The sequence below is a fragment of the Litchfieldella xinjiangensis genome, assembly GCF_000759345.1.
Lineage (GTDB): Bacteria > Pseudomonadota > Gammaproteobacteria > Pseudomonadales > Halomonadaceae > Litchfieldella_A > Litchfieldella_A xinjiangensis.
In genome coordinates, this window is the sequence record NZ_JPZL01000002.1 from 228613 (window position 1) to 241866 (window position 13254).

The 13254-nt window shown below is 63.2% G+C and carries 12 protein-coding genes; 8 read left to right on the forward strand and 4 right to left on the reverse strand.

Features of this window, described 5'->3' with window-relative positions; genetic code table 11:
• Positions 1-33 precede the first annotated feature (33 nt).
• From JH15_RS08595 to JH15_RS08625, 7 genes are read left to right on the forward strand one after another with little or no spacing between them, the layout of a single operon-like run.
• A complete protein-coding gene (locus tag JH15_RS08595; protein WP_043529434.1) occupies positions 34-1017 on the forward strand; it encodes an ABC transporter substrate-binding protein in 984 nt (327 codons plus the stop codon).
• A 2-nt stretch (positions 1018-1019) separates the two neighbouring features.
• Positions 1020-2717, forward strand: coding sequence for an ABC transporter permease (locus JH15_RS08600; RefSeq protein WP_043529436.1), 1698 nt, complete (start codon positions 1020-1022; stop codon positions 2715-2717).
• The gene (locus JH15_RS08605) at positions 2705-3736 is read left to right on the forward strand and encodes an ABC transporter ATP-binding protein (protein WP_043529438.1); all 1032 of its coding nucleotides are present in this window, start codon (positions 2705-2707) and stop codon (positions 3734-3736) included. The genes JH15_RS08600 and JH15_RS08605 overlap by 13 nt, the downstream gene beginning before the upstream one ends.
• Entirely contained in the window at positions 3733-4830 is a 1098-nt protein-coding gene (locus tag JH15_RS08610; protein WP_043529440.1) for an MBL fold metallo-hydrolase, read from the forward strand. The genes JH15_RS08605 and JH15_RS08610 overlap by 4 nt, the downstream gene beginning before the upstream one ends.
• Entirely contained in the window at positions 4769-5332 is a 564-nt protein-coding gene (locus JH15_RS08615) for a histidine phosphatase family protein (RefSeq protein WP_043529442.1), read from the forward strand. The genes JH15_RS08610 and JH15_RS08615 overlap by 62 nt, the downstream gene beginning before the upstream one ends.
• Positions 5333-5392: 60 nt before the next feature.
• Positions 5393-7093 (forward strand): VRR-NUC domain-containing protein, encoded by a 1701-nt coding sequence (locus JH15_RS08620; protein WP_043529444.1) that lies wholly within the window; start codon positions 5393-5395, stop codon positions 7091-7093.
• Positions 7090-9384: an ATP-dependent DNA helicase gene (locus tag JH15_RS08625; RefSeq protein WP_043529446.1), complete on the forward strand. Its 2295-nt coding sequence runs from the start codon at positions 7090-7092 to the stop codon at positions 9382-9384. The genes JH15_RS08620 and JH15_RS08625 overlap by 4 nt, the downstream gene beginning before the upstream one ends.
• Positions 9385-9414: 30 nt before the next feature.
• On the opposite strand, the gene JH15_RS08630 is transcribed toward JH15_RS08625, so the two are convergent.
• Both JH15_RS08630 and JH15_RS08635 read right to left on the reverse strand, forming a co-directional pair.
• On the reverse strand, positions 9415-11247 hold the full coding sequence (locus JH15_RS08630) for a monovalent cation:proton antiporter-2 (CPA2) family protein (protein ID WP_043529449.1): 1833 nt from the start codon (positions 11245-11247) through the stop codon (positions 9415-9417).
• A 56-nt stretch (positions 11248-11303) separates the two neighbouring features.
• The gene (locus tag JH15_RS08635; protein WP_043529451.1) at positions 11304-11861 is read right to left on the reverse strand and encodes a hypothetical protein; all 558 of its coding nucleotides are present in this window, start codon (positions 11859-11861) and stop codon (positions 11304-11306) included.
• A gap of 176 nt (positions 11862-12037) precedes the next feature.
• Here JH15_RS08635 and JH15_RS08640 point away from each other — a divergent pair, with 176 nt between their 5' ends.
• Positions 12038-12217: a PLDc N-terminal domain-containing protein gene (locus JH15_RS08640; RefSeq protein WP_043529453.1), complete on the forward strand. Its 180-nt coding sequence runs from the start codon at positions 12038-12040 to the stop codon at positions 12215-12217.
• An 86-nt stretch (positions 12218-12303) separates the two neighbouring features.
• Here the strand turns inward: JH15_RS08640 and JH15_RS08645 are convergent, their stop codons facing one another.
• Entirely contained in the window at positions 12304-12723 is a 420-nt protein-coding gene (locus JH15_RS08645; RefSeq protein WP_043529455.1) for a PRC-barrel domain-containing protein, read from the reverse strand.
• Positions 12724-12981: 258 nt separating this feature from the next.
• Positions 12982-13110, reverse strand: a complete 129-nt coding sequence (locus JH15_RS18460; protein ID WP_269319787.1) for a hypothetical protein — start codon at positions 13108-13110, stop codon at positions 12982-12984.
• Positions 13111-13254 lie beyond the last annotated feature (144 nt).

Genomic DNA, 13254 nt, shown 5'->3' on the forward strand with positions numbered 1-13254 from the left:
GTCGTTGCCAGCCCCTTGGACTGGAGATCGACCATGTACCGATTCACTCGCCCCGCCAGCGTCGCGATGATGGCCCTGCTGGGTCTGCCGTTGCTTGCCCTGGCGGACGACACGCTGGTGCTCTACACCAGTCAGCCCAACACCGACGCCCAGCAGACCGTGGATGCTTTCCAGGCCGCCTACCCCGAGATCGAGGTGGAATGGGTGCGTGACGGTACCACTCAGCTTATGGCCCGGCTTCAGGCCGAGCTCTCATCCGGCGTGGTTCGCCCCGACGTGCTGTTGATCGCCGACAGCGTCACCATGGAATCCCTCAAGCGTGACGATCATCTCGCCGCTTACGAGAGCGAAGAACGCGAGGCCTTCGACGAAGGCATGTACGACCCCGAGGGCTACTACTACGGTACCAAGCGGATCACGACCGGTATCGTCTACAACACCCGCGCCGCCGAACAGCCCGAACGCTGGCAGGACCTGACCCAGCCCGCCTACGAGGGGCAGGTGACCATGCCCAGCCCACTCTACTCCGGCGCGGCGTTGATCCACCTGGCCACGCTGACCGACGCCCCTGAACTGGGCTGGGATTATTACGAGGCGCTGGCCGAGAACGGTGTCACCGCTCAGGGTGGCAACGGCGGTGTGCTCAATGACGTGGCCTCGGGCAACAAGGCCTATGGCGTGATCGTCGATTTCCTGCCGATCCGCGAGGCTGCCAAGGGGGCTCCGGTGAAGTTCGTGTTCCCCGAAGAGGGCGTGTCCGCCGTCACCGAACCGGTGGCGATCATGAAGGAAGCGGCGCATCCGGAAGCGGCACGCAAGTTCGTGGATTTCGTGCTGTCGCGTGAAGGCCAGGAGCTGGTGCTGTCCCAGGGATACCTGCCCGGCCGCAACGATGTGGACAGCCCCGAAGGCTTCCCGCCGCGTGAAGAGATTCACGTGCTGCCGCTCGATGCGCAGAGCGCGTTGGAGCAGGCCGAAGCCCACAAACAGCGCTTTGCCGAGCTGTTCGGAGGCTGAGCATGCAGCTCACCGTTCCCATGGGCACCCAGCTTCGCTGGCTGCCTTGGCTGTTGCTGCTGGCCATCGCGTCATTGAGCCTGGCGCCCAGCCTGCGCCTCGTAGTCGAAGCGTTCAGCCAGCCGCTCAACGCGGAGTCGTCGCTATGGCGTGTCCTGCGTGACGCGGCGACCTGGCGAGCGGCCTGGCACAGCCTATACACCGCCGGCCTGGGAACGCTGATTTCCCTCCTGTTCGGCAGCTTGTTCGCGTTCGCCATTACCCTGACCGATATCCGTGCCAAGCAGAGTCTGGTGTTCTGCTTCATGCTGCCGATGATGATTCCGCCCCAGGTCACTGCATTGAGCTGGCTGCAGCTGTTCGGGCCGGCGAGCCCCTTGCTCAATTCGCTGGGACTGGCGCCACCGCTGGGTAGCCCTCAACCGCTGTACTCGGCCAACGGCATCGCCTTGCTGCTGGGCATTCAGCATGCCCCCCTGGTCTTTCTGGCGCTGCGAACCAGTCTCCTCAGCCTGCCACGCGAGCTGGTCGAGGCAGCCCGTATCAATGGCGCAGGGCAGTGGCAGGTGTGGCGCGATATCATATTGCCGGTCACTCGCAGCGGGTTGATCGCTGGCGGCGCCATTGCCTTCGTCTCGGGGCTGGGCAATTTCGGCATTCCGGCCATGCTCGGCATCCCCGCGTCGTACTACGTGCTGCCGACGCTGATCTATCAGCGCATGGCAGGCTTCGGGCATAGCGTGCTCAGTGAAGTGGCGAGCCTGTCGCTGCTGATCGGAGGGCTGGCATTGATCGGCGTGGCGATCCAGCAACGCCTGCTGGAGCGTAGCCGATTCGCCTTGCTGGGCCAGAGCGGCCGTCCTCACGACTTTATCCTGGGGTCGAGGCGTTGGATGCTCGAGGCGGGCCTGGGTACGATCCTGGCGTTGATCCTGCTGGCGCCGTTGGCGGCGCTGGTGGTGGGCTCGCTGGTCCCTGCGCTGGGTGTGCCGCTGACCCTGGAGACGCTGACCCTCTCTGCCTACGGCGAAATGCTCGGGCGGCAGGGCGTGACCCTGCGAGCCTTCCACAACAGCCTGTGGCTGGCCGGCGGTGCGGCCCTTGTGCTGATGATGCTTAGCGTCCTGTTGGCCTACTACATGCAACGCCTGTCGCCCCGCTTGCGGTTGTGGCTGACGAGCGTCATCGAGATTCCCTATGCCTTGCCCGGCGTGGTGCTGGCAATCGCCTGCATCCTCTTGTTCGTTCGGCCGCTTCCGGTGATCGATGTGGCGCTCTATGGCACGCTGGGCATCATCTTCATTGCCTACCTGGCCCGGTTTCTGACCGTCTGCCTCAAGCCGGTGAGCAGCAGCCTGGGGCAGCTCGACGGCTCGCTAGAAGAGGCCGCTCAGCTCGCCGGCGCCGGTCCCTTGCGTAGGCTCGTCGACATCGTGCTGCCGCTGATTGCACCGGCCGTCTTCGCCGGCGGTCTGCTGGTGTTCTTGATCGCAGTCAATGAGCTCACCGTCTCGGCGCTGTTATGGAGTGCCGGTAACGAGACCCTGGGTGTGCTGATCTTCAATCTCGACCAGAGCGGCGACAAGGTCCTGGCCTCGGCGGTCGCAGTGCTGGTCGTTGTCATGGTGGCCGCCCTGATGCTGGGGCTCAATCTGTTGGCGTCGCGTCTGCCTCGAGGAGTCATTCCATGGCGGCACTAGTGTTGGATTCCCTCGTCAAGCGCTTCGAATCCACGCCGGTGGTGGATGAGCTGTCGCTTGAAATCGAGCCCGGTGAGTTCGTGGCCCTGCTGGGGCCGAGTGGCTGTGGCAAGACCACGACCTTACGCCTGCTGGCGGGGTTCGAGACGCTCAGCAGCGGGCAGGTGAGCCTCAATGGGCGCAGCCTGGCCCATGCGTCGCTGCATCTCCCCCCCGAACAGCGCCGCATGGGCATGGTCTTCCAGTCCTATGCGTTGTGGCCGCACATGAGCGTGGCAGACAACGTCGGCTATACGCTCAAGATGCGTCACATCAAGGGCGATGAGTATCGTCGTCGGGTCGGACAGGCGCTGGAGACCGTGCAACTCGCCTCGCTAGCCGAACGCATGCCCCAGGCCTTGAGCGGGGGCCAACGCCAACGTGTTGCGCTCGCCCGTTGTCTGGTCACGGAGCCCGAGGTAGTTCTGCTCGACGAGCCGCTGGCCAACCTCGATCGCCATCTACGCGCCTCGATGGAGGAGACCTTCCGGGAATTTCACCGGCGTACGGGCGCCACGATGGTCTACGTCACCCACGACCAATCGGAGGCGATGTCACTGGCCGACCGGATCGCCGTGATGAAATCGGGTCGATTGGCCCAATGGGCCACGCCCGAAACGTTGTATCGTCGACCGCGTAATGAATGGGTCGCCCGCTTCATCGGCCAGGGCAGCATCCTGCGCCTGCCGGACGTCACGCCCGGGCGAGCCATTCCCGGGGCCGAATTGATGTCCCTGGCCATGCATCACGAATGCGAGTGGGACACGCCCGTCCTGGTGCGGCCGGAGCAGGTTCGGCTGGGAAGCACCGGGCTGCCGGCCCGTGTCGAGAACTGCATCTTCCGGGGAGAACGCTATGAGCTGTGGCTCTGCCTGAATAGCGGCCAGCGGCTTTTTGCCTATCACCATGAGGCCTTGCCGATAGGGCGAGAAGTCCGTCTCGTACTTCAGCAAGGCTGGTCGCTGGAGCCGGAGGCATGACGACACGCTTGCGCGTTCTCAGTGGTTTCGGTGGCAAGGCCCCGGCAGCGGTCCGGGTCGAGCATGCGGGCTCACGCCTGCTGCTGGACGCCGGCGGTGCGCTGGAAAGCGACGCCCCTTGCGACTGGCATTACGGCCTCGATGTGGATGCCATCGTCATCACCCACGATCATGTGGATCACATCGATGGGGTGCGCTGGCTCGATGATGCGATTCCCCTGTATTGCACGCGTACTGTCGCAGCGGCACTACCGCCCGGGCGGGCCTGGCATGAGCTACCGGCGCGCGGTCGAACGCGTATTGCCGGTATCGATATCACCACCGGTCTGGCCGGGCATTCGCTCGGTGGGGTGTGGCTGCATCTCGATATCGGCCCCGGAATTTTCTACAGCGGTGACTTCAGTCTCGAATCGCTGCTGTTTCCCTTCGATATCCCGCCGCCAGCCGGCGTGGCGCTGCTCGATGCGTCCTACGGGCTCTACGATCGGGATCAGTCCGACTGTCGTCAGGCCCTGGCCGAGTGGCTGGAACAGCCGTTACTGCTTCCGGTCCCTCCCTCGGGCCGCGCATTGGAGATTGCGCTGTGGCTGGCACAGCGCGATACCGGGGCGTCGCGTAGCTGGACGCTGGATGCGTCCTGCCAGGCTGCCTGGCGTCAGGTGCTCTCGGCATCGCTCGATTGGCTGCGGCCCGGCATGCATCATGCGCTTGCCAGCCTCTCGGTAGGTGACTGGGATCCCGGTGCGCAGATTCATCTCGTTGCGGATGCCGTCAAGGAAACGGGGAGCGATTCGACACGCATGGTCGTGCACACCGGTTACCTGTCGAAACAAAATCACACCGAAGTGGCACAGGGGCGGGCCTATTGGCTACGCTGGAATGTACATCCGCGTGCCCGTGACCTGATCACGCTGGCCGATCGGCTCTCGGCCACTCGGGTGGTGCCACTGTTCACCTCGCTCCAGCCGCAGGATGCATGGCTATCGTTGCTAGGCGAACGACTCTATTCGAACCCTGATATGGAAATCACGCATGTCGTTACATCATCGTCCGTTCGTCTTCATGCGCCACGGCGAAACGTCACTCAACCGTGAGGGCCGGCTCGGAGGCAGCACCGATTCCCCCTTGACGCCGTTGGGCGAAGAGCAGGCGCGAGCCGCCTCGATCCACCTGGAACACGAAGACTGGCCCCTGATCGTCACTAGCCGCCTGGCGCGTGCCCGGCGTACCGCCGAGCTGGCATTGCCCGGGCGGGAGTTCGTCTCCCTGGGCGGGTTGAACGAACGCGACTGGGGCGAGTGCGAAGGCATTCCCTTGAGCCGTCAGCCAGCCTATGAGGCAACCCCACCGGGCGGGGAAAGCTGGGACGCGTTCCAGTCACGGGTGCTGGGTACGCTCAATCAATTGATCTGCGAGGCCGACCTACCGTTGATCATCGCCCATTCCGGTGTGTTCCGCGTGATTCATACACAGATCTACGGGACACCTTATGGTGAGCGTATTGCCAATGCCGAACCGGTGCTGATCGAACCGACCTGCCAGGGCTGGAAGATTTCACCGTTTCGCATGCACGAGCCGGTTGCCGCGATGAAGTGAGGCATCGCGCCGCACATCGAACGCTAGGCGCGTGGCGGGGCCGCTTGCTACCATGGATAAATGCACAGTGCCCCGCAACGCCTGCCGGTAACGGCCTCCCTCGACGACCCTCTCTACTACCTGACGAACTTTCGTTTCGTATTGGCATGGGTCGTCGAACGCTACCCCGATCTGCTCGATGCGGGGGAGCACCATTTCGTCTCTACCTTCGAGGCCTTGCCTCAGCCCGCGCAGGCGTTGTTGGTCCGCATGGTCATGCGCAAGGGAACCCGGTTCCGTACCGCCAAGCTGCGCTATGCCGAGATTGGCGAACCCGAGGCGGCCCTGGCGCCGCTGGTCGCGCTGGGTTGGGTGGATGCCGATCCCGAGCTCGACCTGGCCGACCTGTTTGGTGTGCTGACCAAGGCCGAGATGATCCAGGCCCTGAGTGACGAGATCGCTGCACTCGGGATATCGCCCAAGCAGGGCAAGGCGGTGCTGTTCGAGGCCTTGGCCCCCGAAGAGCTCGCCCCGCGTGGTTACGCCCAGTGGTGGCCCGCAGTGCCGGATCGTGTCGTCGATGTTCGGCTGATGGAGACCTGCGACCGGCTGCGGCTGATGTTCTTTGGCAATCTTCGCCAGGACTGGGCCGAGTTCGTGCTCACCGAGCTTGGCCTGCAACGCTTCGAACAGGTCGGGTTCCTGCCCGAGTCGCGGGCCTTCCAGGCGCGGGATGAAGTGGATGCCTACCTGCATCTGCATCGCCTGCGCGAGCGCTTCGAGGCTGGTGAGCCGTTGCGTGCGCTCTGGGCCGAGGTGCCGACGACCCCCCCTGACAATGCCTGGCTGGCGACACGCCGGGGCAAGTTGCTCTACCGGCTGGCGAGGGAAGCCGAGCGGCAGGGCGATAACGAGATGGCGGAGGCGATCTACCCGGCGTGCCTGCATCCCGAGGCGCGGGTGCGCTACCTGCGCCTGCTTGAGCGTCAGGGAGCGTTCGATGCGGCCTATCCTCTGGTCAGGGCCGCCTACGAGGCCCCCGCCAATGAGGCTGAACGCCAGGCACTCACCCGGTTGATGCCCCGCGTGTGCAAGCGCCTGGGAATCATGCCCCCTCCGACGGCGCCCGCCCCGCGTATAGAGCGCATCGACCTGACGCTGCCCCAGCCTGTCGGCGGCAGTGTCGAAGGGGCGGTGTGCGAGCATCTGTCCACCGATGACGCCCCGGTGCGCTATGTCGAGAATACGCTGCTCGGCGGATTGTTCGGCCTGCTTTGCTGGCGCGCAATCTTCGCGCCGTTGCCCGGCGCTTTCTTCCATCCCTTTCATGGCGCGCCTGCGGATCTAGGTCGCGAGGATTTCGTCAGCCGCCGGCGCGAGTTGTTCACGGCATGTCTTGCCGAACTCGACGACGGACGTTATCAGGCAACCATTCGCGAGACGTGGCAAGCCAAGTACGGCCTGGCTTCGCCCTTCGTGCATTGGGGGGTTCTCGACGAAACGCTGCTGGAACAGGCGCTCGCGTGCCTGCCCGCGGCTGACCTCAAGGCCTGCTTCCTGCGTTTGCTCGACGACATCAAGGCCAACCGTGCCGGGCTGCCTGACCTGATCCAGCTGTGGCCCGATCAGCAGCGTTACCGATTGATCGAGGTGAAGGGGCCGGGGGATCGCCTGCAGGACAACCAACGCCGCTGGCTGGCGCATTTCACCCAGCACGGCATGCCGGTGGCGGTCTGTTATGTTCAGTGGCAGGACCGCCGGGAACCGCAGGCCGCTACGTGACCTACCGGATTGCCGTACGTGCCCTGTGCGAGTTCACCGCCCGTGAAGGCGACCTCGACCATCGCTTCACTCCGTCGCCCAGCGCCCAGGAAGGTATCGCCGGCCATACGTTGATTGCCGAGCGGCGGCGAGCCGAGGCCGGTGCCGAAGGCTATGAAACCGAGGTGGCACTGAGCGGCGACTACGGCCTGTTGCGGGTGAGCGGGCGCGCCGACGGGTACGATCCGCGGCGCCAGTGCCTGGAGGAGGTCAAGACCCACCGCGGCAGCCTGGAACGCATGGGCGATAACCAGCGCGCACTGCACTGGGCTCAGGTACGTGTCTACGGTGCGCTTTTGTGTCGTGAGCGCGGGCTCGACAGCGTCACCCTGGCCCTGGTCTACCTGGATATCGCCACGGGCCGCGAGACACGCCTGACCGAGTCGGCGACCGCGCTGCAGCTCGAGACGTTCTTTACGCGTCAGTGCGAGCGCTTCCTGGCCTGGGCCGAGCAGGAAGCCGCTCACCGACAGGCGCGGGATGCGGCACTCCACTCATTGCGCTTTCCTTTCGCCGATTTTCGTCATGGCCAGCGGCCATTGTCGGAAGCTGTCTACAAGGCGGTCAGCACGCAACGCCATCTGATGATCCAGGCCCCGACCGGCATCGGCAAGACGCTGGGCACCCTGTTCCCGATGCTCGTTGCCATGCCGCGCCATGCACTCGACCGGGTGTTCTTCCTGACCATGAAAACCACCGGGCGGCGACTGGCGCTCGAGGCCGCCGAGAAATTGGGACATGGCGAAGGGGAGCAAGGGCTGCCGCTGCGGGTGCTCGAGTTGATCGCTCGCGACAGGGCGTGCGAGCACCCGGGGACGGCGTGCCATGGCGAGGCCTGTCCATTGGCACGTGGCTTCTATGACCGGCTGCCGGCGGCACGCCAGGCCGCCGTCGATCGGGGCGGGGTCCTCGATCAGGCCGCCCTGCGCGAGGTGGCGCTGGCCCACGATATCTGCCCGTATTACCTGGGGCAGGAGCTGGCACGCTGGAGCGATCTGGTCGTCGGCGACGTCAATCACTACTTCGATATGAATGCCATGTTGTTCGCCTTGAGCCAGGTCAACGGCTGGCGGGTAGGGGTGCTGGTCGACGAGGCCCATAACCTGGTGGAGCGTGCGCGGGGCATGTATAGCGCCACGCTGGAGCAGCAGCGCGTCAACGCCCTGCGACGCCACGCCCCATCGGTGATCGCCAAGCCGTTGGGCCGTGTGGCGCGACGCTGGAATGAAATGCTCAAGGAAGCGGCCAACGCCTCAGGGGAGACCGCCGAGCCTGACGACTACCAGGTACTGGCTGCCCTTCCTCAGCGCTTGCTGATGGCCTTGCAACAGGCGGCCTCCACGATTACCGATTACCTCGCCGAGCAGCCTGCCGGCGACGTGGCGGGGCTCACCGATTTTCTGTTCGAGGCCTTGCATGTTTGCCGACTGGCGGAGCGCTTCGGCGGCCATTCGATCTGCGACGTGACACGCCATGCCCGCGGCCGGGCGGTACTGACCTTGCGCAACGTGGTTCCCGCCGATTTCCTGGCGCCGCGGTTGGCAGCTACGCACGCGGCCGTGCTGTTCTCGGCCACGCTGGGGCCGGCCGAGTACTATCGCGACCTGTTGGGCTTGCCCTGTGAGGCACCGTGGCTCGAAGTCGATTCACCGTTTGCGGCACACCAGCTCGAGGTACGCCTCGCCCAGGGGATCTCGACACGCTTTCGAGATCGCGAGCGCTCGATAGCACCGATCGTGGCCACGCTGGCCGAGCAGTATCGATGCCGTCCCGGCAATTATCTCGCTTTCTTCAGCAGCTTCGCCTATCTCGACGCGGTGGTCAGCCACTTTACCGAGGCCCACCCCGATGTGCCGGTCTGGACACAGCGACGCGGCATGCAGGAGGCGGCGCGCCAGGCCTTCATCGATGGCTTCGTTCCCGGGGGCTGCGGCATCGGCTTCGCCGTGCTGGGGGGGGCCTTTGCCGAAGGCATCGATCTCCCCGGCGACCGCCTGATCGGCGCGTTCGTCGCCACGCTCGGCATGCCTCCCTTCGATGCGGTCAACGAGCAGCTCAGGCAGCGTATGCAGGCACGTTTCGGACGCGGATACGATTACACCTATCATCTCCCCGGCCTGACCAAGGTGGTGCAAGCGGCAGGGCGCGTGATCCGTAGCCCCGATGATCGGGGGGTCGTCGTATTGATCGACGACCGCTTCGCCCGGACCGACGTTCAGGTCTTGCTGCCACGCTGGTGGCGGGATTCCTAGCGTCACGGCAGGTAGGCCGTCGGTTATCGTCTAACGGTCCTCCTTGCGAGTTTTTTTACCGTGTGGGACGCGCGTGGCCACTTCCTTGTCCGTTTCGTACAAGGTTTCCAGTTCCTGTGCCGCTTCCTGCACGGTCTGGATCATCTTCTTCTCGTTACCAAAGACCTCGAGCTGTCTCAGCAAGACCTCTTCATCATGGGCGCGAAAGGTATCGACGGTGTGCTGCGCCTTGTCGTCGGGGATACCCAGCGTCCGCAGCGCATCGCGGGTCATTTCCAGGCTGGCCGGAAGCAGTTCCCTGACCATGTGGGTCACGCCGGCACGCATCAGCAGGTGCGCGTGGTAGCGATTGCGCGCGCGGGCCAGGATGCGCAGATGGGGGAATTGCCGCTTGACCTGATTGACGATGCGCATCGAGGCCTCGGGGTCGCCCACGGCCACTACCAACACCCGGGCTTGGCCGGCCCCGGCGGCACTCAGCAGGTCGATACGGGCGGCGTCGCCGAAATAGACCTTGTTGCCGTAACGCCGTACGAAATCTACCTGGTCGGCATTGAAGTCGAGGATGGTATAGGGGATCTCAAGCCCTTGGAGTGCACGGCCCATGATCTGTCCAAAGCGGCCAAAGCCGGCAATGATGATCTGAGGCGAATCATCGACAGGATGATCGAAGTCGCGATCTTTCGGCCGGGAGGAGGGGACGAACCAGGGGCGCACCCATTTGACGTGAGCCATGAACAGGGCGGGTGTGGTGGCCATGGATAACGAAATGGCCAGTACCAGCAGACTCAGCATCTCATCGCCGATCAGGGCAACGGCGCCTGCTGCCGTCAGAACCACGAAACCGAACTCACCGCCCTGAGAGAGCAGAACCCCCAGGTTGGCCGACTCTTGCCAGCTGTTACCGTAGAGGCGCGAGGCCAGGACCATGCTCGCGCCTTTCACCGCCAATAGCGCCAGGGTCACGGCCAGTATCGTCTGGGGACGTTCAACGAGCAGGTCGAGTTCGGCGGTCATGCCCACCGCCATGAAGAACAGACCCAGCAACAGGCCACGGTAAGGCTCGATGTCCGCCTCGATATTGTGACGATATTCCGAGTCGGCGAGCAGTACGCCGGCAATGAAGGCGCCCATGGCCATCGACAATCCCGCCTGATTCATCAGCAGGGCGGAGCCGATGACCACCAGCAGGGTAGTCCCGGCGAAAACCTCTCGGCTGCGGGTACTCGCCACGATGCGGTACAGCGGACGCAGCAGGTACCGCCCGCCCACGATCAATCCGAGGAAGGCGCCAATGGTAAGCAATAACTCGCGAACCAGGGGAAGAAGGCCATTTTCCAGTAGCGAGTCCCCGGCAAGGATAGGCAGCATGGCCAACACCGGGATCGCTGCCATGTCCTGAAACAGCAACAGGGCAAAGGCGTTGCGCCCATGCCGGGTCTGGAGTTCCTTGCGCTCGCCGAGCAGTTGCAACACCAGGGGGGTAGAACATAGCCCCAGGCTGAACCCCACCACCAAGGCCGTGGACGGGGCCAACCCCAGCCACCAGCCGCCCAAGGCCAGCAGGGTAGTGGTGATCAGCAACTGGAGGCTGCCGAAACCGAAGACAGCCTTGCGCATCAATTTCAGCCGGCGGGGCTTGAGCTCCAGGCCGATCACGAACAGCAGGAACACGATCCCGACCTGGGAAAATTGCAGCACGGCCTCGGCATCGCCGACCAGGCCCAGCATGGAGGGGCCGATCAGCACGCCGGCAAGCAGGTAACCGAGCACCTCGCCAAGCCCAGACCACTTGACCAGCGGCACGATCAGCACCGCGGCTATGAGGAAGATCAGAGCGTTATAGAGAAAGTCGACGGCCAAGCGGTGCCTCCGGTGGTGGAAAGGGGCGCAACGAGATTCTGGAAAGCGCTGGGATGCTAGAGGCAGGTGCCATCCACCTGGACGCCTCGCCCACAATGGTAACGAGTCTCGAGACTCTCGATGAACCAGCCGCGGCGATCCTCGCGCATCCACAGGCGGTAGTCACGGCCGCGAACGGCATCGTCCTGATAGCCCCAGAGCATGATGATGCCGATGGCACGATCCTCTTCCTGCCATATCCGCTGGGTCTGTTCCCAGTGGTCCTGTCCCAATGAATCCATCAGTGACAGCGCCTCCAGGCTCGCCACGAGCAACGCCCCAGGCGAAGCGTAGCGCTGGCCGATCGAAGAGAGCGAGACGGGGGTCGGGTGCGGCGCTTCATGCCAGGCCGTGGTTCCCGGGTCCAGACTGCTTTCAGGGGGAAGCAGATCCTCGTAGGCGGCAAGACGTGGCTGACCCTCCAGCCCCTCAAGGCTCCATAGGGCGGGTGCATACTCGGCAGTCGGTGGGTCCGGATAGGGCATCATGTCGACCTGGGGGGTGCGCGGCAGGCTACAGCCGGCGAGCAGGACAAGACCGGTCAGTACCGAAGTCCAGCATAGACGATGAAGCATGGTGGATCCTTGGAGTCCGTTCGGATGTGCTCTAACGCTAGTTGAAAGCGGTAGTCTCTACCATCTCGTGTTGGCTAGATAACGGCTCGTGACGGCAATCAAGCGGTTTCGTTTTAAACCAAGCGCTTCTATCCTGACGACAGGATGCTTTACACAACGGCAAAGGAGTATGCGATATGGGTATCGAAGTAGGTGGTCTGCTGAGTCTGATTTGGCTGATTATCCTTATCTGGGCCATCGTCAAGGTCGTCAAGAGTCCGGCCGGAGGCCTGGCGAAGGTTCTCTGGATTCTCGTACTGCTGATCTTTCCGCTGGTCGGCCTGATCATATGGTTGATATTCGGACCCAAAGGCTAGATTGAAACCCTTATAGGGAAGCGGAAACCAAAAAAGGGCGAGCTTTTTAGCTCGCCCTTTTTATTCTCACGATAAGTGAAATACGATCAATTGGCCTGGTTGGTCTCGTATTCTGGCGCGTTTTCCAACCGTTCACGATCCACATCGGAGCGTACGGTATAGCTGCCGTTTTCACCTTCCTGAGTGAGTTCGACCGAATCCCAGGAGAGGGCAACATCCTTCTGGCCTATCCCCAGGAAGCCACCGACGCCGACCACGACCGCCTGCGCCTGGCCTTGCTCGTTCAGCACCAGATCGCTGATGGTACCGATGTTCTCGTTGTCACCGGATTGCGTTTCGACGTTGCTACCGATAAGGGTTTCGGCATTGACGGCATTGTTTGGCTGATTGGTCATGAAAGCATCGCCGCCTTGCTCGCCGGATTTATCCTCATTGGCAATAGCGGCTCCCGCCAGCATGGCCGGTAGAATCAATGAACCTAGCGTAAGAGTAATGGGCTTCTTCATGGGTTTCTCCTTTCGGTATCTCCGACAACCCTTGATTCAGGAAGTCCTGTTAAATGACGTGGTAAAAGAAACCTCGTAAGGCATTTTTTACGCTAGTTCAGGCAGTAAATGGGGTCAATCGAGCAGGCGTAGCATAAGCGGGATGATCAGGAAATGAAATGTAGCCAGATGTGTGTAATTAAATACAAAAGCCCCACCTCGCTGGGTGGGGCTTCGAATCATTGTTGGCGCGCCTGGCTACTCGGGTAGGCCCGCTGGCTACTCAGATAAGCCTGATTGCGCAGGCGCCTTGTAGTGGCCGGGTACCGTGACCTTTTCCCCATTGGGTAGATCGCGCACATGCGTGGGAACGTAGACACGCTTGATGACACTCTTTGACTTGGCCATACGATGAATCCCCTCCCGATTACCTCGTGCCAGCCTTAACGTTATGCCTCTCCCGGCTCGGGTTCAAGCCCGGTTGTGCCACCGGCTCAGGTTATTTCAGCGCTTGGCGGCGGCTGGCGTCAGCTTGACCGGACCGTATCTCCT

What these genes read in the sequence shown, in the direction of transcription:
- JH15_RS08635 (WP_043529451.1), bottom strand. Translation starts at nt 11,861, where the DNA reads ATGCTTCATCGTCTATGCTGGACTTCGGTACTGACCGGTCTTGTCCTG.
- JH15_RS08645 (WP_043529455.1), bottom strand. Translation starts at nt 12,723, where the DNA reads ATGAAGAAGCCCATTACTCTTACGCTAGGTTCATTGATTCTACCGGCC.
- JH15_RS08610 (WP_043529440.1), top strand. Translation starts at nt 3,733, where the DNA reads ATGACGACACGCTTGCGCGTTCTCAGTGGTTTCGGTGGCAAGGCCCCG.
- JH15_RS08600 (WP_043529436.1), top strand. Translation starts at nt 1,020, where the DNA reads ATGCAGCTCACCGTTCCCATGGGCACCCAGCTTCGCTGGCTGCCTTGG.
- JH15_RS08595 (WP_043529434.1), top strand. Translation starts at nt 34, where the DNA reads ATGTACCGATTCACTCGCCCCGCCAGCGTCGCGATGATGGCCCTGCTG.
- JH15_RS18460 (WP_269319787.1), bottom strand. Translation starts at nt 13,110, where the DNA reads ATGGCCAAGTCAAAGAGTGTCATCAAGCGTGTCTACGTTCCCACGCAT.
- JH15_RS08640 (WP_043529453.1), top strand. Translation starts at nt 12,038, where the DNA reads ATGGGTATCGAAGTAGGTGGTCTGCTGAGTCTGATTTGGCTGATTATC.
- JH15_RS08605 (WP_043529438.1), top strand. Translation starts at nt 2,705, where the DNA reads ATGGCGGCACTAGTGTTGGATTCCCTCGTCAAGCGCTTCGAATCCACG.
- JH15_RS08615 (WP_043529442.1), top strand. Translation starts at nt 4,769, where the DNA reads ATGTCGTTACATCATCGTCCGTTCGTCTTCATGCGCCACGGCGAAACG.
- JH15_RS08620 (WP_043529444.1), top strand. Translation starts at nt 5,393, where the DNA reads ATGCACAGTGCCCCGCAACGCCTGCCGGTAACGGCCTCCCTCGACGAC.